At 34.1% G+C, this 20,146-nt stretch carries 19 protein-coding genes; 2 read left to right on the forward strand and 17 right to left on the reverse strand.

Translation table 11 applies throughout. The annotated features are described in order from the left end of the window. Positions 1-3 precede the first annotated feature (3 nt). The 15 genes from LNQ34_RS21355 to LNQ34_RS21425 all read right to left on the reverse strand — a co-directional run bounded on the left by LNQ34_RS21355 (position 4) and on the right by LNQ34_RS21425 (position 15,579). Positions 4-1,395, reverse strand: a complete 1,392-nt coding sequence (locus LNQ34_RS21355; protein WP_202702515.1) for an RtcB family protein — start codon at positions 1,393-1,395, stop codon at positions 4-6. Between the two features lie 3 nt (positions 1,396-1,398). Then, on the reverse strand, positions 1,399-2,145 hold the full coding sequence (locus LNQ34_RS21360; protein WP_230001169.1) for a hypothetical protein: 747 nt from the start codon (positions 2,143-2,145) through the stop codon (positions 1,399-1,401). 615 nt (positions 2,146-2,760) lie between these two features. Then, entirely contained in the window at positions 2,761-3,477 is a 717-nt protein-coding gene (locus tag LNQ34_RS21365; protein WP_017497133.1) for a response regulator transcription factor, read from the reverse strand. A gap of 3 nt (positions 3,478-3,480) precedes the next feature. After that, positions 3,481-5,067 carry a sensor histidine kinase gene (locus tag LNQ34_RS21370; RefSeq protein ID WP_230001170.1) on the reverse strand — a complete coding sequence of 529 codons (1,587 nt, stop codon included), beginning with the start codon at positions 5,065-5,067 and terminating at the stop codon, positions 3,481-3,483. A gap of 59 nt (positions 5,068-5,126) precedes the next feature. Continuing rightward, positions 5,127-5,723, reverse strand: coding sequence for a dephospho-CoA kinase (gene coaE, locus LNQ34_RS21375; RefSeq protein WP_089078003.1), 597 nt, complete (start codon positions 5,721-5,723; stop codon positions 5,127-5,129). 2 nt (positions 5,724-5,725) lie between these two features. Next, a complete protein-coding gene (locus tag LNQ34_RS21380) occupies positions 5,726-6,724 on the reverse strand; it encodes a glycosyltransferase family 2 protein (protein ID WP_202703248.1) in 999 nt (332 codons plus the stop codon). Positions 6,725-6,851: 127 nt separating this feature from the next. Continuing rightward, positions 6,852-8,042, reverse strand: coding sequence for an enoyl-ACP reductase FabV (fabV, locus tag LNQ34_RS21385; protein ID WP_230001171.1), 1,191 nt, complete (start codon positions 8,040-8,042; stop codon positions 6,852-6,854). A gap of 69 nt (positions 8,043-8,111) precedes the next feature. Continuing rightward, positions 8,112-8,810, reverse strand: a complete 699-nt coding sequence (locus LNQ34_RS21390) for a hypothetical protein (protein ID WP_202703246.1) — start codon at positions 8,808-8,810, stop codon at positions 8,112-8,114. Positions 8,811-8,863: 53 nt separating this feature from the next. After that, a complete protein-coding gene (gene recN, locus LNQ34_RS21395) occupies positions 8,864-10,516 on the reverse strand; it encodes a DNA repair protein RecN (protein WP_230001172.1) in 1,653 nt (550 codons plus the stop codon). Between the two features lie 49 nt (positions 10,517-10,565). Next, positions 10,566-11,450 (reverse strand): type IX secretion system protein PorD, encoded by an 885-nt coding sequence (porD, locus tag LNQ34_RS21400; protein ID WP_202703244.1) that lies wholly within the window; start codon positions 11,448-11,450, stop codon positions 10,566-10,568. A 74-nt stretch (positions 11,451-11,524) separates the two neighbouring features. After that, positions 11,525-12,739: a bifunctional phosphopantothenoylcysteine decarboxylase/phosphopantothenate--cysteine ligase CoaBC gene (gene coaBC / locus LNQ34_RS21405; RefSeq protein ID WP_230001173.1), complete on the reverse strand. Its 1,215-nt coding sequence runs from the start codon at positions 12,737-12,739 to the stop codon at positions 11,525-11,527. Positions 12,740-12,748: 9 nt separating this feature from the next. Continuing rightward, positions 12,749-13,066, reverse strand: coding sequence for a DNA-directed RNA polymerase subunit omega (locus tag LNQ34_RS21410; RefSeq protein ID WP_007807938.1), 318 nt, complete (start codon positions 13,064-13,066; stop codon positions 12,749-12,751). Between the two features lie 9 nt (positions 13,067-13,075). Then, positions 13,076-13,870 carry an outer membrane protein assembly factor BamD gene (locus LNQ34_RS21415; protein ID WP_202703242.1) on the reverse strand — a complete coding sequence of 265 codons (795 nt, stop codon included), beginning with the start codon at positions 13,868-13,870 and terminating at the stop codon, positions 13,076-13,078. 298 nt (positions 13,871-14,168) lie between these two features. Then, on the reverse strand, positions 14,169-15,050 hold the full coding sequence (gene dapA, locus LNQ34_RS21420) for a 4-hydroxy-tetrahydrodipicolinate synthase (protein WP_017497142.1): 882 nt from the start codon (positions 15,048-15,050) through the stop codon (positions 14,169-14,171). A gap of 16 nt (positions 15,051-15,066) precedes the next feature. After that, the gene (locus LNQ34_RS21425) at positions 15,067-15,579 is read right to left on the reverse strand and encodes a DUF6913 domain-containing protein (protein WP_202703241.1); all 513 of its coding nucleotides are present in this window, start codon (positions 15,577-15,579) and stop codon (positions 15,067-15,069) included. Between the two features lie 47 nt (positions 15,580-15,626). Between LNQ34_RS21425 and LNQ34_RS21430 the strand changes: the two genes are divergently transcribed. Together LNQ34_RS21430 and LNQ34_RS21435 are read left to right on the forward strand one after the other, a co-directional pair. Continuing rightward, the gene (locus tag LNQ34_RS21430; RefSeq protein ID WP_202703240.1) at positions 15,627-16,406 is read left to right on the forward strand and encodes a 5'-nucleotidase C-terminal domain-containing protein; all 780 of its coding nucleotides are present in this window, start codon (positions 15,627-15,629) and stop codon (positions 16,404-16,406) included. A gap of 27 nt (positions 16,407-16,433) precedes the next feature. Continuing rightward, entirely contained in the window at positions 16,434-17,345 is a 912-nt protein-coding gene (locus LNQ34_RS21435; RefSeq protein WP_017497145.1) for a bifunctional metallophosphatase/5'-nucleotidase, read from the forward strand. Here the strand turns inward: LNQ34_RS21435 and LNQ34_RS21440 are convergent. Both LNQ34_RS21440 and ligA read right to left on the reverse strand, forming a co-directional pair. Further along, positions 17,335-18,030, reverse strand: coding sequence for a lysoplasmalogenase family protein (locus tag LNQ34_RS21440; RefSeq protein WP_202703239.1), 696 nt, complete (start codon positions 18,028-18,030; stop codon positions 17,335-17,337). The two genes, LNQ34_RS21435 and LNQ34_RS21440, sit on opposite strands and share 11 nt — an antisense overlap. After that, positions 18,017-20,023, reverse strand: coding sequence for an NAD-dependent DNA ligase LigA (gene ligA, locus LNQ34_RS21445; RefSeq protein WP_230001174.1), 2,007 nt, complete (start codon positions 20,021-20,023; stop codon positions 18,017-18,019). The genes LNQ34_RS21440 and ligA overlap by 14 nt, the downstream gene beginning before the upstream one ends. Positions 20,024-20,146: the final 123 nt, after the last annotated feature.

Below are 20,146 nucleotides of genomic sequence, written 5' to 3' on the forward strand. Positions count from 1 at the left end.
TTTTTATCGGTCCATTCTAACAATCTTTGGTGTGAAAGTTCCCAGAACTTCAACCAAATCACTTTGATTTGACATCACTTTGGTAATGTCCTTGTACGCCATAGGTGCTTCATCAATATTCCCTCCAATCAAGGTAACCTCATTCGCTTTTAATACCTTTTTAATTTCACTTTGTGTAAAAGTACTTTTACACTTTGCTCTTGAAAATAAACGTCCCGCACCGTGAGACGCAGAGTTTAAACTCTCAGCATTACCTTTACCCTTCACAATGTAACCGGGAGCAGTCATCGATCCGGGAATAATCCCCAATTGGCCTTCTGCGGCAGGTGTTGCCCCTTTTCTATGTACAATACATTCCTGACCGTTTACCATTTCTTTCCAGGCAAAATTGTGGTGATTTTCAATCGTAACCACTACCCTTTTCCCAATAGCTTTGGCAATTCGTCTGTGAATATCATCGTGACAGGCCTTTGCATATTCACCGGCTAAATTCATAGCAAGCCAATATTCCTGCCCATCATGCGTATTCAAATCTAACCAGGCCAAATGCTGCACATTTTTTGGTAACGGACATTGTTTTGTCGCCAAATAGGTATAATGCTTCGCAATATTTGCTCCTAATCCCCGAGATCCACTATGCGATAAAACGGCGAAATACTCCCCTTTGTCAAGCTTCCACTCGTTTTCAGGATTCTCAATTTTAGCAATTCCGAATTCGACAAAATGATTTCCTCCACCCGAACTACCCAATTGTTTATACGCCTTCGGTAAAAGATTTTTCAATAATGGAATGTCTTGAAATTCACTTTTGTAAAAAACATCATGATCTACTCTTGAAGCATGAGTTTCATACATTCCAAATTTGGTATTGTCCCTCAAAATAGCTTCTAACTGATGTTCTTTACCTTTAAAATGAGAAGCTGGCAAGTCAAAAATCGAAAGACTCATTCGGCATCCAATATCCACTCCGACTCCATACGGAATTACAGCATTATCGGTTGCCAAAACTCCACCAATGGGCAATCCATAGCCCGAATGTGCGTCCGGCATTAAAGCACCCGCCACTGAAATTGGCAGTTTTAACGAATCATACAATTGATATTTCGCCTGTTCATCAATCTCATTTTCACCAAAAATTTTGAAGGGAGCTCTTGTTGTTTTCAACTGATGCATTCTTACCTGAACCGGCTTTATTAAACCTTCAGCCACCTTGCCCCAGGTACCATTTCCTTCGTACTTTTCGGGATTCAGCAGAACATCTTTTGCTTCGGTTAGAATAGATTCTTTTTTCTCTCTTTTTCTATATCTGTTAATTTGCCCTAAGGCAATGTTTATTGAATTGTTTTTTGGAAACCCCAATTTAATCAGGTCTTTTCCGGATAATTTATTTCCCATGATTTAGATCATTTCGTCTACATATTGCTGATACAATGCCTGTAGACTTTTATTTTTAATTGGACTTATCTCTTTTGGATTCTCTTTTTCGTAGTAACTCCATTTATGAGAAATGCCCTTTATTAATCTGTTTATTTTATATCTCAGATGATTGTTTACAATATAATTGTCTATAAACTGAATTTGACTTTCCAAGTCAGAATCAACCATTTTGGCATGTGTTATCATATAAGGACTAACACGCAGTACATATCGCCAGGGCTCATTGAATACATAGTGAATTTTGTATCGTTTACAATTGCTGCACCAGCGTTCTCTTTTATAAAAATGTACTTTTTCTTTTTCGGTCAATTCGAGTTTTGAACTTTTCCATTCCCATTCTGAAAATTCTTTTACCGTTTGGATATTTTCAACATATACATGCTTTCTTTTTCTCTTTTTCTTTCTCTTAAAAGATTTTTCAGGAGAAAACTGCCATGTATTTATTTTTTCCAATAATTCTCTGTAAAATGAAGCTTCACTTGATCTGGCGACATCATCTCTTAATTTAAAATTACGCTGCCATCCTTTCTGATAAGGAACTTCTAAAGGAACCAATGGCAAATTTCTACGCTTTTTCCAAAGGTTAACTTCAAGTTTTCTTAACTCAATTAATTGTTTTTCAAAATCTTCTTTAATTAATCGTCTTTTCTTTCTTTTACTTTTAAAACGAGCACATAAAGCATACTCGTCTACCGTATAATTTTCCATAAAAAAATTATAGTGCATTAAATTAACAGCCCAATAGGCTTAGCATTTTATCCTTGAAGGATAAATAAAATCGATTTTTCGGGAAAATTTGAAGTATCTAGAATAAAAAAAAGCCCGAAACTAAATGTCTTCGGGCTTTTATATATCTAAAAATATATTTCTAAGATTGAAATAAGCCACGAAGAAGCACTGCACCAAAATTGTTTGATGTGAAGCTCTGAGATGTAGATGTAAATACAAACATTTTTTCTTCGTTTTTAAAGGGTTATTATTTTTTTCGTCTGCAAATATTCAGAATACTTTTTCGATTTTCCAAATTTATTTTAAGAAAAATCAGTACAAAAAAAATATTTATATTATTCCTAAAGCCAAAAAATAGACTACAGAACTCAAAATCAAAAAGATAGAAATCGTATTTTAAGAATATTTTTCTTGATATTTTTTTACTTAACCGCAAAGAACGCAAAGAAAAAAACGCAACGTTCGCAAAGCTACAAAACTAAATCGTTGCGAACTTTGCGAAAATCGTTGCGTGCCTCGCGGTTAAAATTCTGCATAAAAAAAGTCCTGATTTCTCAGGACTTTACTATTTTTTTTGTTTGGTTATGTTTTTTGTTACTCTGTAACTTTGCTTTTAACAACTAGTCTGAAACCTTCACCGTGAATGTTTAGAATTTCAACATCTTCGTCAGCTTTTAGGTATTTTCTAAGTTTGGCGATGTAAACGTCCATACTTCTGGATGTAAAATAGTTATCGTCTCTCCAGATTTTAGTCAAAGCTAATTCTCTTGGCATTAAGTCATTTTCATGAAGAATCAACATTTTAAGCAATTCGTTCTCTTTTGGAGACAATTTAATTGGCTCTTCATCCTGGAAAGTCAGGAATCTTAGTTTTGAATTTAAATGAAATTTACCAATATTGAATTCGAACTGTACCTGTTCTGCTTTTGTATCAGCCGATTTTCTTTGAATGATCGCTTTAATTTTCATCAATAAAACTTCTGAATCAAAAGGCTTATTCAAATAATCATCAGCACCGGCTTTGTACCCTTTCAATACATCTTCTTTCATAGACTTAGCTGTTAAGAAGATAATCGGCACTTCGCTGTTCTTTTCTCTAATCTCCTTGGCTAAAGTATAACCATCTTTATAAGGCATCATCACATCAAGAATACACAAATCATATACATCCTTCTTGAATTTTTCGAAACCTTCCATACCGTTTTTAGCTAAAGTAACTTCAAAGTCATTTAACATTAGATAATCTTTAAGAACTGCCCCAAAATTAAGGTCATCTTCTACTAAAAGTATTCTTTTGTTATTATTTTCCATATTTTAATTTATTAATGGTATTTTTATTATAAAGGTGCTACCTTTTCCTTTCTCGCTTTCAACATATACTTGACCATTATGGTCCTCTACTATTCTTTTCACATAAGCCAGACCTAGCCCGTGTCCTTTTACATTATGTAAATCTCCTGTATGTTCTCTATAAAATTTCTCAAAAACTCGTTTTTGAGCTACCTTACTCATACCAAGACCATTATCTTTTACTTTTATCAGAATCATGTCTTTGACATTTTCTGTAAAAATTTCTATTTCAGGCGTACCTGGAGAATATTTTATCGCATTCTCCAAAATATTAACCAACACATTTGTAAAATGCACTTCGTTGATCAGACAGGTTGTTCTCGCCGCATGAAAATGTTTGGCGACACTTCCTCCTCTGTCTTCTAAAATTAAATTTACATGTTCAATTGCATCATCAATGATATCATGAATAGCAGTTGGTTCTTTTGTAATATCCAGTTCTCTCTTTTCCAGTTTAGAAATGCGAAGCACGTTTTCTACCTGAGCATGCATTCTTTTATTTTCATCCCGGATCATTTGAAGGTAACGATACACTTTTTCTTTATCTTCAATTATCTTAGGGTTTTTAATAGCATCTAATGCCAGATTAATTGTCGCTATTGGCGTTTTAAACTCGTGCGTCATGTTATTTATAAAATCGGTCTTGATTTCAGAAATATGCTTTTGACGTAACAATTGATTTAGTGCACTGGTATAAGCAACTATAATAATTAATGTGAAAATTATTGACAGTATCGTAATACTTAATAATTCTGACAATAAGAATTTCTTTTTATGCGGAAATGTAATAAACAATTCATATTTACTATTTCCTTCATTATCTGTATAAATTGGCACGTGGTAACTTGCGTCTTTATCGTAATGAAATCCATCTGATCTTACTTTTGTCGCAAGACCATTGTTGAGAACTCCGTATTCAAATTTGGTTTTCACACCGTATTCTCCCAGTTCTTTCTTTAGGAGTTTTTGAAGTTTATCCTTTGTAATTCTACCTTCTATAGGCGTCAAAGAAGCAACGTCTTTGTACTGAATTTGCTGTTGAACTTTATTTAAAATATCAAGACTTCCTGATTTTTCGATTTTTAAATCAGGTATAATACTTTGCCCTAAAGCATTATTGTCAATATTATTGTTATTGTTGTATACTTCTGTAACTCTTTTTGAACTAAAGTTTTTAAATCTTTCGCTGCTAAATTTTTTATTAAAAATCGAGCCGCTAATATCATAATCTTCAGAGGTAAGCGTATTAGAATAAACTATTGTTTTGTTTGTTTTTGCGTTTCTTTGAATGTAAAAAACCTGAAGTAAGTCTTCTTTTTTAGGTGTTTTTCCGGTACTGTCTTTAATGCGGTTGTATTTATCGTAAAAACTGTATTCTTCCTGCTGCTCCAATTTATCAGCAACATTCCCAATTACCTGAGTAACATGATATTTAAATTGCTCATCGTTATTTTTGAACGAAGAATTAAACCAATATACCTGCACCAAAATTATCCCGATTAAGGACAAGCTCATCAATAAAACAAGTAATCTAAAAAATAATTTATTCATCGAAACAAAATTAATATTTTAACAATATACTAAATAATACATTAACCAAATATTAACATTTAAGACTGATTTTGTTTTATATTTAAAATTTTAAGAATTTTAACAACTTCTTCTCTAGCAATTTTAAGATTACTGTTATTAATAACAAAATTGCTTAAAGAAATTCGTTTTTCATCATCCCACTGCATTTTCATCCGACTTAAAACTTGCTCTCGTGTGGTTTTATCACGCTTAACAACTCTTTCAATTCTCATCTCTTCGGGAGCTGTAACGGTTACTATAACATCACAATCTTTATAACGACCGCTTTCAAACAAAATTGCAGCTTCGTAAATCACATAGTGGTATTTTTTATTTTTCAACAACCAAAGCTCGAAGTCTTCTTTAACTGCCGGATGTACAATTGCATTTAATGTCGCCAGTTTATCAGCATCATTAAAAACAATCTCGGCTAATTTAGCTCTGTTTAAAACATCATTTTCAAAGAGCGAGTCTCCAAAAGCAAGTTTAATTTGTTTCACAATCTTTTCAGACTGCATTACTTTTTTGGCTTCATCATCGGCGATATACAAGGGTACCCCCATTTCTGCAAAATAGTTTGCAATAGTGGTTTTTCCACTTCCTATTCCGCCTGTCAGGCCAATAATTTTAGCCATACCTATATTTTAAAAAACATTTTAGGAAAAGCCTCCTGGGGTTTTTTCTTTAAAACAATAACTTTCAGAAACGAATTCAGAAATCCAGTTCCGTAACCATAAAATTGCTTCCATACTGCAATTACAGATAAATATCCAATTTTAATGCTTTTATTCTGAATAGCGGCTGTTAGAAAAATTACTACGAAATATACAAAATATAATTGTAATAAGATATCAATATTAAAAATTAACAATAAAAAGGCTAATAATAATCCCAGGATAAAAACGGTAGGAAAGAAGAATGTCAGCTTATTATGTTCCGGATACCAACTATTTAATATTGGTCTTGCGATTCCAAATTTATTCACCTGAATTGAAAACTTTTCCCAATCAATTCTTCGCTTATGATATACATACGCTTCCGGGAACAATCTGGTTTCAAATCCCAGGTTCCACAAACGAATAGAAAGATCAGGATCTTCTCCCGGGTGAATGTTTCCAAAACCTTTTGAAGCTATAAAAGCTTTCTTTGAAATCCCCATGTTAAAACTTCTGGGCTGAAATTTATTGATCTTCTCAGATCCTCCACGAATTCCTCCCGTCGTTAAAAATGAAGTCATCGCAAAATTAATAGCTTTCTGAATATCCGAAAAACTATCTAATGCTTTATCCGGCCCTCCAAAACAATCCACATAACCCTCATTAAGCGCTTTTCGAACTTCCGTCAGGTAGTTTGCCGGAATAATACAATCCGAATCAAAAATGATAAAATAATCCCCTCTGGCCTTCTGCATTCCAAAGTTCCTCGAATCTCCCGGACCTGAATTTTCTTTAAAATAATACGATATATTCAATTTGCCTTGATAGTTCATCACGACATCTTTACAAGGTATTGATGATCCGTCTTCGACAAGAACAATTTCAAAGGCTTCATTATAATCGGATTTAGATAAGCTTTCTAAAAGTTCATCTACTTCATCCGGACGATTATACACGGGTATAATTAAAGAAAAAATCATAGCGATCACGCGGTATTAAAGTGGCAATATTTTAAATTTCAAAATTTTAACAAAGATATGTTATATTCATAAAAAAACCATTCGTCGCAACGAATGGTTTTCCTATATAGTAGTATTTTTTTCTTTTTTATTTGATACTTTCAATTTCTACAACTTCATTCGCTTCGGCAGCATAGTCTACACCAGCAAATTCAAATCCAAATAGATTCAGGAAGTCATTTCTATATCCGGCTAAATCTCCTATTTGAGGTAATGTTTCGGTTGTAGCCTCTAACCAAAGTTTCGCCACTTTAGCCTGCACATCCTCGCGCATTTCCCAATCGTCGATTCTGATTCTTCCTTTTTCATCTACAGGAACTTCTCCTCCGTTATACAATCTATCCTGAAACAAACGTTGGATTTGCTCGATACAACCTTCGTGTATTCCTTCTTCTTTCATAATTTTATATAAAAGAGAAATATACAATGGAATAACCGGAATTGCAGAACTTGCCTGTGTTACCAAAGCTTTGTTTACCGAAACGTAGGCTTTTCCTCCGATAGATTTCAGATTATCTGTAATAGAGAATGCTGTTGCTTCTAAATCATCTTTAGCGCGACCAATTGTACCTTTACGGTAAACTGCTTCTGTTAATGATGGTCCAATATAAGAATAAGCTACTGTTGTAGCACCTTCAGCCAATAAATTCTCTGCTTTTAAAGCATCCATCCACATCGTCCAGTCTTCACCTCCCATTACAGCAACTGTATTCGCAATATCATCCTCATTTGCCGGAGCAATAGAAACTTCCGAAACGTTTCCAGTGTGAAAATCAACTGTTTTATTGGTAAAAGTTTGTCCGATTGGTTTTAAAACCGAACGGTGTAAAACTCCTGTAACCGGATGCTGACGCACCGGAGAAGCTAAACTGTAGATTACCAAATCAACCTGACCTAAGTCGGCTTTGATTAAATCTAAAGTTTGTCTTTTTATTTCGTTTGAAAAAGCATCTCCGTTGATACTTTTAGCATATAAACCTGCTTTGTGAGCTTCTGTTTCAAATGCAGCAGAATTATACCATCCTGGTGAAGCCGTTTTTCCTTCAACCGGTGCTTTTTCAAAAAATACTCCAATTGTTGCAGCATCAGATCCAAAAGCACTTGTTATTCTTGAAGCTAATCCGAAACCTGTTGAAGCACCAATAACTAAGACTTTTTTTGCACCAGCAATTGGTCCTTTTGATCTGATATATTCTATTTGATTTTTAACATTTTGCTCGCTACCTTTTGGGTGGGCAGTCAAGCAAATAAATCCTCTCATTCTAGGCTCTATAATCATACTTTTTTTATTTCAATTTAATTTGATCTAAACAACATATTCTATTTCAACAAAATAGACAAATATTTACTATTTAATAATTTTATCAACATTTTCCCTAACCGTTAAAATGTCAACTTTTTTATCTTTACATTCAATTTTAACTCCATTGTACTCTTCAATCAATGCATTTAAATTTTCGCACTCTCTTATGAAGTTAAATTCTTTCTTATCAACATTAAAAACGATTCCTTTTAACGTATTCAAATTGGCTGCAATAGCTCCACCAACTGCTCCTCCATTATAAGCAAAAGCCTTAGACCACAAATTAGCAAATGGTCCTTCGAGATACAAAAACTTTCCGTCGTTTAAAACTCTATGATACGAATTTGGATTATCAGCAGACATATTTCCATCTTCTTTTGATGCAAATTTCATTAAATATCTTTGCTGAATATACAGGTTACCATTGTAAACAACAGCAAAATAATCTGTGATTTTTGCATTGTTTCTTTTCCAGCAAAAGAAAACATGATATGCATCTACACTTTTTTCAATTGATTTATAACCCACAATAGTGCGTCTTTCTAACGCATCACCCATGAAAATTCCCGTTTTTGCAATGAAATCTTCATATGTTTTATAAACACCTTCAGGAAAGTCTTTTACTAAATAAGATTTAACTTCTTTACCAGCTACTTCTGTACCTTCTTTTACAGCAGTATCCTGAGCATTTATTTTGCTAATAAACAAGCAAATAAAAGACAAAACATATAGTTTTTTAATCATATTTTATTCTGATTTTGGTCTAATAGTTATAGAAGCAAATATAATTTAAATATTTAATTTAATAATTCTTTTGCATGATTTAATGCCGAATCAGAGATTTTTGCACCCGATAACATCTGCGCAATTTCGGTAACTCTTTCTTCCTGAGACAATAGCTTAAGTTCTGATTGTGTATCCTCATCAACCGTTGATTTAGAGACTTTAAAGTGTGAATCTCCTTTGGCTGCAATTTGAGGCAAATGGGTGATGGCAAAAATTTGCATTGTACCACTCATTTCTTTCATAATTTCTCCCATTCTAATGGCAATTTCTCCTGAAACTCCGGTATCAATCTCATCAAAAATCAAGGTTGGAAGTTTTGAATATTGTGCTAAAATCGCTTTAACTGCCAGCATAATACGTGACATTTCTCCTCCTGAAGCTACTTTTTTCAGCAAGCCGAAATCAGTTCCTTTATTTGCTGAGAATAAAAACTGCAACTCATCTTTTCCGTTTTGGAAATAAGCTTCAGAAGACAAAAGCTCCATATTGAAACGCACATTTGGCATTCCCAATGTTTCTAATATTGTAACTAACTTTTGTGACAAAACCGGAATTGCATTGATTCTATTCTGATGAATAGCTGCCGCAAAAGCGTCTAATTCTGTAACTTTTTGCGCTATTGATTCTGACAAAGCGGTAATTTCTCCTCCAATATTATCCAATTCCACCAGGGAATTTTCTAATGTCGCCTGTATTCCAAGCAATTCATCAACAGAAGTTACCTGATGCTTTTTTTGCAAATTATAAATCAACTGGAGTTTTTGGCTCACCAATTCTAATTGTGCAGGATCATTCAAAAGTTTTTCAGAAGCATTTTGCAATTCTTTTGAAACATCATCAAATTCAATGGCCAAACTGCTAATCCTTTCAAAAACATTTTGGTACTCCGGAGAAAAAAGTGCTATTTTTTGTAAGGCTGTTTTTATTTCATTCAGGCTGTGAAAAACACCAAATTGCTCTTCATTGGCAATTGCCAATGATTTATCCATAGCTTCTTTAATAATTTCAACATTGTTCAGTTTTTCAAAATCAGCCTCCAATTCTTCCTGCTCTCCTGATTTTAATTTTGCAGTAACCAATTCATTTAACAAATAGGTATTGTATTCCTGCTCTTTTCCTGAATCACTTTGTTTTTTCAGCAAAGCATTTAGTTTGGACTTATCTGATTTATATCCTTTCAAAACATCCTGATACGATTGAATCACTTCTCCATTATTAGCAATAGCATCAATAATTTTAAATTGAACTCCTTCATCAGATAACTCCTGAGTCTGCTGTTGTGAATGAATATCAACCAAAAACAAGCTTAAATCCTGTAATTCCTGCAAATTTACCGGACTATCATTAATAAAAGCACGCGATTTTCCTGAAGGCAAAATTTCTCTTCTAATAATAGTCTCCTCTTCATAATCGAGATCATTTGCTATAAAAAAATCTTTCAGGTTGTATTTAGAAATTTCAAACTGTGCTTCGATCACACATTTTTCTTCTTTATTTTTTAGTGAAGTTAAATCGGCTCTTTTTCCTAAAACCAATCCTATCGCTCCCAATATAATAGATTTACCCGCACCTGTCTCACCAGTAATAATAGAAAAACCTTTTGAGAAATCAATAGTTAATTTTTCAATAAGTGCATAGTTTTTAATCGACAAGGACGTTATCATAGGAAATTTGGGAAATATAAAAATTAATAAAGAGAGTAATTAAAATGGTCTAAAATTTAATCTGCGACCATTTGGTGGTATTCAACGGAGATACTTTATTCAGCACATCGGTCAGATCTGTAATCGGAATACTTGGTCCTCCAGAAAATATGGAGACAATTTCGTCTGATTTGGCATCAAAAAACACTCTGGTCAAAAAGGCGTTGGGTTTTACCGAATTCAATTTTCCGGTAAGCATCAAGGCTGATTTGATTTTTTCTTTGGATGCTTTCAAATCCTGACTCATGCCGTCTAAGCCGTTATGATACATGAACATGGTTTGACGTAAATCGCTGTACATTGGCGAAATCATATCGGTAATCAAATAATAACGGTTTTGAACTCCGTCTGACTGGCTCCAGCCTTTTGATCCTCCTTGTTGTGCTACACTTGCAATATTCTGAGCGGTTTCAAGATATTGACTTCCTGCTCCCATTTGAAAGCTATCTGCGTCCATCGCTAAAATTAAATAACTGTAAAAAGAAACTACAGATACTAAATTAGACTCAAACGTGGTCGGATTAAACAACAAAGGCTCGTATTCAATATACCTGAAGTTAAAATCTTTGTCGTTGTAATTTAATATTGGTGAAGAATAAGTAGAATTATAAATCAATCGTGAGGACTGCACCTGAATAGTGCCCGAAAACTGATCGGAACTGTTTGACGATAGTGTTATGTACATCGAGCAATTGATTCGCTCATTTTGTTTTAAGACTGTTCCCGTCCAATCTGTTTTATTTACAAACTCTGACAACGAAGTCTGAAGTGTTTTAAACACTTGCTGATTGGGATTGGGTAATCTTTCTGTATTAATAGTTACAGTGCAATTTAGCTGCTGTGCTTGTGTGAAGCCAAAGATTAAAAATGCTAAAAAAGTAACTAGTTTATTCATACGAAAGATATTATTTTGATTACAGCATATAACAGACTTACTCTCCTTGTTATTGCTTTGTTTACTCTAAATCTTTATGATTTCGCAAAATACAAAACCACTTTATTTAAAATATCAACAGCAACAGATTCTTTTGATTTCAATTCCATCGGTTCGATTTTAAAATCCTGATCAATAAAGGTTACTTTATTGGTTTCTTTTTTAAAACCGGCTCCTTCATCCTGTAAGGAATTTAGAACAATCAAATCTAAGTTTTTTTTCTGAATTTTCAGCTTCGCATTTTCAATTTCATTCTCAGTTTCCAATGCAAATCCAATTAAAAACTGATTTTTCTTTATCGCTCCTAATGAAGCCAGAATATCTTTTGTTTTTTCAAGTTCAATCGAAAATTCATCTGCCGCTTTCTTAATCTTTTGTAAAGCGACTACTTTTGGTCTGTAATCGGCTACTGCGGCCGCAGCGATTGCCACATCAACATCATTAAAGTACTCATGACAGGCATCATACATGTCTTGTGCCGAAACTACATTGATCACTTCCACCAAACCATTTTTAGCTTTATAATGTGTTGGTCCTGCAACCAAAATAACCTGAGCACCTAAGTTTGCTGCTTCATTTGCTAGATCAAAACCCATTTTTCCCGAAGAATGATTTCCTATAAAACGCACAGGATCGATTGCTTCGTATGTTGGACCGGCAGTAATTAGTATTTTTTTTCCTTTTAAAGGCAATTTACTTTCTAAATCGGCTTCCAGAAAGGCAATAATATTTTCAGGTTCAGCCATTCTTCCTTCTCCGGACAGACCGCTGGCTAACTCACCGCTTTCAGCCGGAATCATAATGTTTCCAAAACTTTTTAAGGCCGTAAAACTAGACAAAACTGAAGGGTGTTTGTACATATCCAAATCCATTGCCGGCGCAAAATAAACCGGGCATTTGGCTGATAAATAAGTAGCTACTAAAAGATTATCACTATTCCCTGTTGTCATCTTAGACAAGGTATTGGATGTTGCAGGCGCAATCAGCATCAAATCGGCCCAAAGAGCCAGATCCACGTGATTGTTCCAGACAGCATCTTCATCATCCTGATTAAAGAAACTGGAATGTACCGGATTTTTTGATAGTGTAGATAAGGTAAGTGGAGTTACAAAATCCTTAGAAGCAGGTGTCATTATCACTTGGACATGTGCACCTGCTTTTATAAAGAGTCGTACTAATGAGGCTGTTTTATAGGCTGCAATTCCACCAGAAACCCCTAGTAAAATTTTCTTCCCGTTTAAAACTGACATTATACTATATTATTTGTTTGAACCTCTGTGGTATGTTTTACCGTCTAACCACTCCTGAACTGCTAAAGCGTGAGGTTTTGGTAATTTTTCGTAAAATTTAGAAACTTCGATTTGTTCTTTATTTTCAAAAACTTCTTCAAGACTGTCATTATAAGTAGCAAACTCTTCTAATTTCTCTGTCAATTCTTTTTTAATTTCAGAGTTAATTTGATTTGCTCTTTTAGCCATAATGGTAATTGCTTCATACACATTTCCTGTTGGCTCTTCAATAACTGTTTTATTGTAAGTTATTGTATTTACAGGAGCATTCGTCTTTTTTAAATCCATGACTTTATTTTATTTAGTAAATTTTTGTAAATCTGTTTCCACTCTGGCATTCATTTCATCTGCCTCTTTTTTATACTTCGTAGCACCATTAAACTTAATCAAGTTTCCATAAGCTACTTTAGCCACATTTAAACGCTCTTCCATTTTTGAAGGAATACTGTTTATTGCTAATTTATATGCCGAATCGTATTTATAAAACAATGCATCTTCTTTTAACGGTGTTCCCGGAAAATCAGCAATAAAATTATCAAAAGCGATTAATGCCGATTTGTAATCAGAAATTGTATTGTATCCTTTCGCGTTCTCGTATGCTTTTTTCTCCAGTTTACCATTTAAAACTTTTACAGCTTCGTTTGCCTGAGCGATATACTCAGAATTTGGGTAACTTTCGATAAAAGTTTGTAATTTCTCTAAGGCTTTTACAGTGTCTGTCTGATCCAGGCTATAAGCAGGCGCTAATTTAGAATAGCTGTACGCTCCTAAAAAAGCAGCTTCCTGAACTTTTTCACTTCTAGGGTAACCTGAAACGAAACTTTCAAACTGGTAACCTGCTAAGTAATATTGCTTTGTTTTGTAATACGATTGTGAGAACATGTAAAATAATTTCTCTGCTTGAGGTTTCCCTCTGTAAGAAGATGCCAATTGTTCAAAAAGACGAATGGCTTTTGAATATTTACCTGCATCGTACATTTTCGTTGCAACTTCGAATTTTGCAGCAACATCATCGTTCTTTAATGCCTTTTGGTATTCGCTACAAGAACAAAAAAGGACAACAATAATTAACAGAGATACTATTTTTTTCATTTTCTTACTTTTATTATGATTTCTTAGACAATTGTGCCAAAGCAAAATCACACCGAAGTTTCGGTGGCAAATTTAGTTATTAATTTAGCTACTACAAAATATTTTTTGGTACAGAGCCTGTTTAAATTTTATTTATTGGATTTCTTATCCTAATTTTCGGCTGCAACTTCGTTAATTTTGCATACAATAGCACTGCTATTCTATAAAAACTTGTCTTGTTTCGCTCGAAAATACTTTGGTAATAAACCTCAAAAATAAATCCCAAACAGACTCTAATAAAATACCGACAATCTCATGCTTATTTTATGCTGTTTTTCACAAATTCATTCAATCTGCCTGCTAATGAATCATCAACAGCCACTAATGGTAAACGTACTGTGTTCTCAGCAATACCAAGGGCTTGAAAAACTTGTTTGATTCCGGCAGGATTTCCCTGCTCAAAAATCATATCAATACAATCAGATAAAAGATACTGTGTTTTAAACGCTTCAGTTACCTTTTTATTGAGTCCTAAACGAATCATTTCTGTAAATTCTTTTGGAAAACCTTGTCCGATAACCGAAATCACCCCTGCTCCACCTGCCAAAACAATTGGCAAAGCAATCATATCATCTCCTGAGATAATTAGAAAACCTTCTGGTGCATTTTTAATCAACTGTAAAGCCTGAGCCATATCTCCGGCAGCTTCTTTAATCGCTACCACATTACTAAAATCATTCGCTAAACGAATTACTGTTGACGGCAACATGTTACTGGATGTTCTTCCCGGAACGTTATATAAAATCACAGGAATTGGAGAAGCTTCTGCAATAGCTTTAAAATGCTGATAGATTCCTTCTTGTGTTGGCTTATTATAATAAGGAGAAACAGAGAGTATAGCTTCAAAAGCAGAAAAATCACCTGTTTTTAATTCCTCCACAATTTGCATGGTATTATTTCCACCAACTCCAAGCACTAATGGGAGTCTTCCTTTATTAGTATCTATAACCGTTTTAATCACCAGTTCTTTTTCGGCTTGTGTCAGAGTAGCATTTTCTGCCGTTGTTCCCATAACTACAAGATATTCAACACCACCGTCTATCGAAAAATTAACGATGCGCTGTAAAGCTTCGATATCTACTGAAAAGTCTTTTTTAAATGGGGTTACAAGCGCAACACCAGTTCCTATTAATGATTGCATATTCTACTTTATAATTTTATTTTATACTCTTTAAATATCTAAACAATTCGTGCACGAAAAGTTTGTAGTTCTTTATAGCAGTATCAATCATCCATCGATTTAATTTTTCATCTACTGATGCGAATCCTACTTTAAACTTCGCTTTTGACTTGGCAGTTATCAGCATCAAAACAGCCGTTTCAATATCATAATAACTAATCAAAAGATCAAATTCTGTTTTTACAAATTCATTTAAGAAACCTTCTGTAATTTCCCCCTTCCAATTGACGCTTTTTCGTCCAAAAGTTGGTCTTGAATACGTTTGTTTCTCGCTAAATTTACTTCTGTACACTGCAATTTTGATATTCTCAGGAGTAATTCCTTTCGAGACCAACTCCTTTATCAGGTCTTCTGAATGATCAAATCTACTTTCATCAATCAGTAAACCAATTGTTTGCACATTACTTGTAAACACTTCGTTTTTGACATTATTCAGGTTATTTTTTAATGATTTTTTTACAAAAAATTCCTTTATATAATTTAAAAACATAGTACTTTTACCAGATTACAAAATTAATTATTTAAGTAGCATTTAAGATGGTAAAACTAAAAAAGTATAACGGGTTTTTGAAACTTTTTGTTATATTCTTAACACTTTTTTTTATATTTTCCTGTAGCCAGAAAAATTATAATCTAACAAAAATTGAAGGAAAGCAACTTCCGATAACTGAAAAAGGAACTGAAACCCCTGCAATTGAAAACTTTATTAAGCCTTACCGCGATCACATCAACAAGGATTTGGACAATGTTTTGGCGTATTGCCCGGAAACTCTTGATAAAAGTACCGGAAAATGGCAAACCAGCATTGGAAATCTTATGGCTGACGTTTGTGTTAAAAGAGGAAACCTGGTTTTTGAGGCACGGGAGAAGAAAAAAATTGATTTATGCTTACTAAATCATGGCGGTATCCGAGCTATATTACCTAAAGGAAATGTAACCAACAGAACAGCATTTGAAATCATGCCTTTTGAAAACAGTATGGTGGTTATGGCTTTAAAGGGGGATCAGATTTTAGAGATGACTTCCTATATTATTAAGGCGCAAAAAGCACAACCCTTATCCGGTATGACTTTTACTATTGCAAAAGACAAGACTGCAAAGAACATTATGATTCAGGGAAAACCTCTTGATCTTAATAAAATTTACTATGTAGCAACAAATGATTATTTGGCAAATGGCGGAGACAGTATGTCTTTTTTCGCAAAAAGTGTTCAAAAATATGATCTGAACTACAAACTGAGAGATGTATTAATTGATTACTTTAAAGAAGTTGATACGATTCCGGTAGCAAAAGACATCCGAATTACAGAAGAATAAAAATCCCATTTCGCAAAAACATACAAAATGAAAAGAAGAGAATTTATCGAAAAAACAGCTGCAAGTACTGCCTTATTAAGTTTAGGTTTGTCGTTGAGCAGTTTTGAAAATAACGATATCAAACACTTAACCATTCTACATACTAACGATGTTCACAGTCATATTGATCCATTTCCGGCTGATGATCCTCGTAATCCGAACAAAGGTGGTGTCTCACGCAGAGCCGCACTTATAGAAACGATTCGTAAAGAAAATCCAAATGTGCTTTTACTGGATGCCGGCGATATTTTTCAGGGAACTCCCTACTTTAATTATTATGGAGGGGAACTGGAATTTAAACTGATGAGTATGATGAAGTACGACGCATCGACTATTGGAAACCACGATTTCGACAATGGTCTTGACGGATTACATGCACAAATGCCTCACGCTAGTTTTGATTTTATCTGCTCGAATTACGATTTTAAAAACACGGTGATGAACGGTCTTGTAAAACCGTATAAAATTTTCAATAAAAACGGAATTAAAGTAGGTGTCTTTGGCTTAGGAATCGAGCTTGCCGGCTTGGTTGACAAACAAATGTATAAAGAAACGGTTTACAACAATCCTGTAGAAATTGCACAGGATATGACACAATTGTTAAAGAAAGAAGAAAAATGCGATTTGGTTGTTTGTCTGTCACACCTTGGATACAAATACAAAGATGATGAATCTAAAATTTGTGATTTAAAACTGGCTGCTCAAACTCAGGATATTGATTTGATTATTGGAGGTCATACACATACTTTCTTAGACAAGCCAACTGTTGTAAAAAACAAAGCCAATCAGGATGTTTTGGTGAATCAGGTAGGATGTTACGGAATCAATTTAGGAAGAATAGATTTTTACTTCGATAAGAACAAAGCTCACACGAACGAAGGGAAATCAATTATTGTTTAGCGCTTTTCTTTTTTTTGGTTTTCGTTTTTTCCAGGAAATACTCGACCATAAAAAAGTACGCTAAAATTTGAGTGACATCTCTGATCAATACCAGAACTACAGAATAGGAAAAGTATTCATTGAAAATATAGAATATATCTGAAAAGATATAGGAAATTGCCATTAATGACATGAGTAAGGCCAAGTAGGTTCCTTTGGTAATATAACTAATGAAGGACAAACAGCTTAACACACTTAAAACAATTCCGTAGATCATATAAATCAGACTAAATCGTTTCATATTATCAAATTGCATTCCTAGTGCTGATACTAAGAGATATACAATAAAAATAACTACTATAGAAACTGGAAGAAAATCTTTTTTTTCCAGTTTTATTTTTTCATGCCCTCCCAGATAAAGTCGGATAATTAAAAGGTAAACGACTAAAAAGCACAAGACTCCTCCTAGTTCAGAGCTCTCGATATCCATTAGATTAAACACCTGGCCAATAAAACTGAATAAAAAGATAACCCCTTCGATTTTCCCGATATTGAATTCGGTGCTAATCAAAAAGTAAATAAAAATCGAAGGAATTACAATGGCTTTGGCATAAGTCGCAAATAAAAACAGCTCGGTCCAGTCAAAAATGGCCGTGCACAATAATGCTAAAAAAAATAAAATCAACGACGGTTTATTCGCTTTCATTTAGTTTGTTTATAAAATCTTCTTCAGACAGAATAGGGATATTTAATTTACTGGCTTTTTCTAATTTAGCCGGCCCCATATTATCTCCTGCGACAACAAAATCTGTTTTTGCCGAAATAGAGCTTCCTACCTTACCACCATTGTCTTCAATCGTTTTCTTCAATTCGTCTCTGGAGAATTGAGTAAATACTCCTGAAACCACAAATGTTTTTCCGATAAATTTTTCGGTAGCATTCGGGTTTATCTTCTCTACAATTTCAAACTGAATACCATAACTTTTGAGACGGTCTATAATTTCCTGATTCTCTTTATTCTCAAAAAATTCAATTACACTTTTAGCAATTCTTTCTCCAATTTCATCTACCAAAATCAAATCCATCAGGGTAGCCTGACGTAATGCATCAATATTTTTATAATGTTTCGCCAGTTTTTTGGCAACCGTTTCCCCTACAAAACGAATTCCTAAGGCGAAAAGAACGCTCTCAAATGGGATTTCTTTTGATTTTTCTACTCCTTTTACCAGATTCTCGGCAGATTTTTGCGCCATTCTCTCTAAAGGTAAAATATTTTCAACTTTTAACTCGTACAAATCGGCATAATTGTGCACCAATCCATTGTTAAAAAGCAAGGCAACCGTTTCACCTCCAAGACCTTCAATATCCATCGCCTTTCTTGAAATGTAATGTTGAACTCTTCCAATAATCTGCGGTGGGCATCCATAAAAGTTAGGGCAATAATGATTGGCTTCTCCTTCATTTCGAATCAATTCGGTTTGACATTCCGGACAATGTGTGATGTATGCAGTAACTTCCGAGTCTTCGGGGCGTTTGGACAGGTCAACAGCAATTATTTTTGGAATGATCTCTCCGCCTTTTTCTACAAAAACGGTGTCATTGATTCTGATGTCCAATTTTTCAATCTGATCTGCATTGTGCAAAGAGGCTCTTTTTACAATGGTTCCAGCCAGTTGTACCGGCTCTAAATTGGCAACTGGTGTTATTGCTCCCGTACGGCCTACCTGATACGAAATAGACTGAAGTGTGGTAGAAACCTGTTCTGATTTGAATTTATAAGCTATGGCCCAACGTGGAGATTTTGCAGTGTATCCTAATTCTTCCTGATGCTGAATGCTGTTTACTTTTACCACTACACCATCGGTTTCGTAAGGTAAATTATGACGGTGTACGTCCCAATAATCAATGAAGTCGAAAACTTCCTGCATATTTTGCACCAGTTTTGCTTCGTTAGGCACTTTGAACCCCCAATTTCTGGCAGATTCCAATCCTTCAAACTGGGAAGTAAACGGGAGATTATTCCCTGTAACGAAATACAATAAACATTCTAACGGACGTTTGGCTACCTCAGCACTATCCTGTAATTTCAAACTTCCTGAGGCTGTATTTCTTGGATTTGAATAAGGCGTTTCCCCAATTTCAATTAGATCCTGATTCATTTTTTCGAAACCGGCAAAAGGCAGAATTATTTCTCCTCTAATATCAAATTTATCCGGGTAGTTTCCTTTTAATTGTAAAGGAATCGATTTTATGGTTTTGATGTTGTTGGTTACCTCATCTCCCTGAAAACCATCTCCTCGTGTTAAAGCCTGAACCAGTTTTCCGTTTTCATAAGTAATGCTAATCGAAGCCCCATCGTATTTTAATTCGCAGGTATATTGCAGATCAACATTCCCTAAAACTTTCTGAATTCTGGTTTCCCAATCCAGTAAATCTTCTTTAGAATAGGAATTATCCAAAGAATACATCCTGTACTGGTGTGCAATAGTTTTAAAATTCTTAGTCACAGCACCTCCTACTCTTTGAGTTGGAGAGTTTTCATCAAAAAACTCAGGATGTTTATTTTCTAAATCCTGAAGTTCCTTTAACTTAATATCAAAATCATAATCAGAAATTGTAGCGTTGTCTAACACATAATAATTGTAATTATGCTGATTAAGTTCGTTTCGTAAAGTCTGAATTGTTTCTTGAATACTCATAAGATTTTAATATACAGGAGGTTTTGATTTTGAATAACTGAATACCAAAATTAGGATTATTTTTGTTCAAAAACAGTAAAATCCAAAAGTTTTATAAACTCAAAAATCAAGTTGCAAAAAGAT

The sequence above is a fragment of the Flavobacterium lipolyticum genome (assembly GCF_020905335.1).
Classification (GTDB): domain Bacteria; phylum Bacteroidota; class Bacteroidia; order Flavobacteriales; family Flavobacteriaceae; genus Flavobacterium; species Flavobacterium lipolyticum.

What these genes read in the sequence shown, in the direction of transcription:
- LNQ34_RS21355 (WP_202702515.1), bottom strand. Translation starts at nt 1,395, where the DNA reads ATGGGAAATAAATTATCCGGAAAAGACCTGATTAAATTGGGGTTTCCA.
- LNQ34_RS21360 (WP_230001169.1), bottom strand. Translation starts at nt 2,145, where the DNA reads ATGGAAAATTATACGGTAGACGAGTATGCTTTATGTGCTCGTTTTAAA.
- LNQ34_RS21365 (WP_017497133.1), bottom strand. Translation starts at nt 3,477, where the DNA reads ATGGAAAATAATAACAAAAGAATACTTTTAGTAGAAGATGACCTTAAT.
- LNQ34_RS21370 (WP_230001170.1), bottom strand. Translation starts at nt 5,067, where the DNA reads ATGAATAAATTATTTTTTAGATTACTTGTTTTATTGATGAGCTTGTCC.
- coaE (WP_089078003.1), bottom strand. Translation starts at nt 5,723, where the DNA reads ATGGCTAAAATTATTGGCCTGACAGGCGGAATAGGAAGTGGAAAAACC.
- LNQ34_RS21380 (WP_202703248.1), bottom strand. Translation starts at nt 6,724, where the DNA reads ATGATTTTTTCTTTAATTATACCCGTGTATAATCGTCCGGATGAAGTA.
- fabV (WP_230001171.1), bottom strand. Translation starts at nt 8,042, where the DNA reads ATGATTATAGAGCCTAGAATGAGAGGATTTATTTGCTTGACTGCCCAC.
- LNQ34_RS21390 (WP_202703246.1), bottom strand. Translation starts at nt 8,810, where the DNA reads ATGATTAAAAAACTATATGTTTTGTCTTTTATTTGCTTGTTTATTAGC.
- recN (WP_230001172.1), bottom strand. Translation starts at nt 10,516, where the DNA reads ATGATAACGTCCTTGTCGATTAAAAACTATGCACTTATTGAAAAATTA.
- porD (WP_202703244.1), bottom strand. Translation starts at nt 11,450, where the DNA reads ATGAATAAACTAGTTACTTTTTTAGCATTTTTAATCTTTGGCTTCACA.
- coaBC (WP_230001173.1), bottom strand. Translation starts at nt 12,739, where the DNA reads ATGTCAGTTTTAAACGGGAAGAAAATTTTACTAGGGGTTTCTGGTGGA.
- LNQ34_RS21410 (WP_007807938.1), bottom strand. Translation starts at nt 13,066, where the DNA reads ATGGATTTAAAAAAGACGAATGCTCCTGTAAATACAATAACTTACAAT.
- LNQ34_RS21415 (WP_202703242.1), bottom strand. Translation starts at nt 13,870, where the DNA reads ATGAAAAAAATAGTATCTCTGTTAATTATTGTTGTCCTTTTTTGTTCT.
- dapA (WP_017497142.1), bottom strand. Translation starts at nt 15,050, where the DNA reads ATGCAATCATTAATAGGAACTGGTGTTGCGCTTGTAACCCCATTTAAA.
- LNQ34_RS21425 (WP_202703241.1), bottom strand. Translation starts at nt 15,579, where the DNA reads ATGTTTTTAAATTATATAAAGGAATTTTTTGTAAAAAAATCATTAAAA.
- LNQ34_RS21430 (WP_202703240.1), top strand. Translation starts at nt 15,627, where the DNA reads ATGGTAAAACTAAAAAAGTATAACGGGTTTTTGAAACTTTTTGTTATA.
- LNQ34_RS21435 (WP_017497145.1), top strand. Translation starts at nt 16,434, where the DNA reads ATGAAAAGAAGAGAATTTATCGAAAAAACAGCTGCAAGTACTGCCTTA.
- LNQ34_RS21440 (WP_202703239.1), bottom strand. Translation starts at nt 18,030, where the DNA reads ATGAAAGCGAATAAACCGTCGTTGATTTTATTTTTTTTAGCATTATTG.
- ligA (WP_230001174.1), bottom strand. Translation starts at nt 20,023, where the DNA reads ATGAGTATTCAAGAAACAATTCAGACTTTACGAAACGAACTTAATCAG.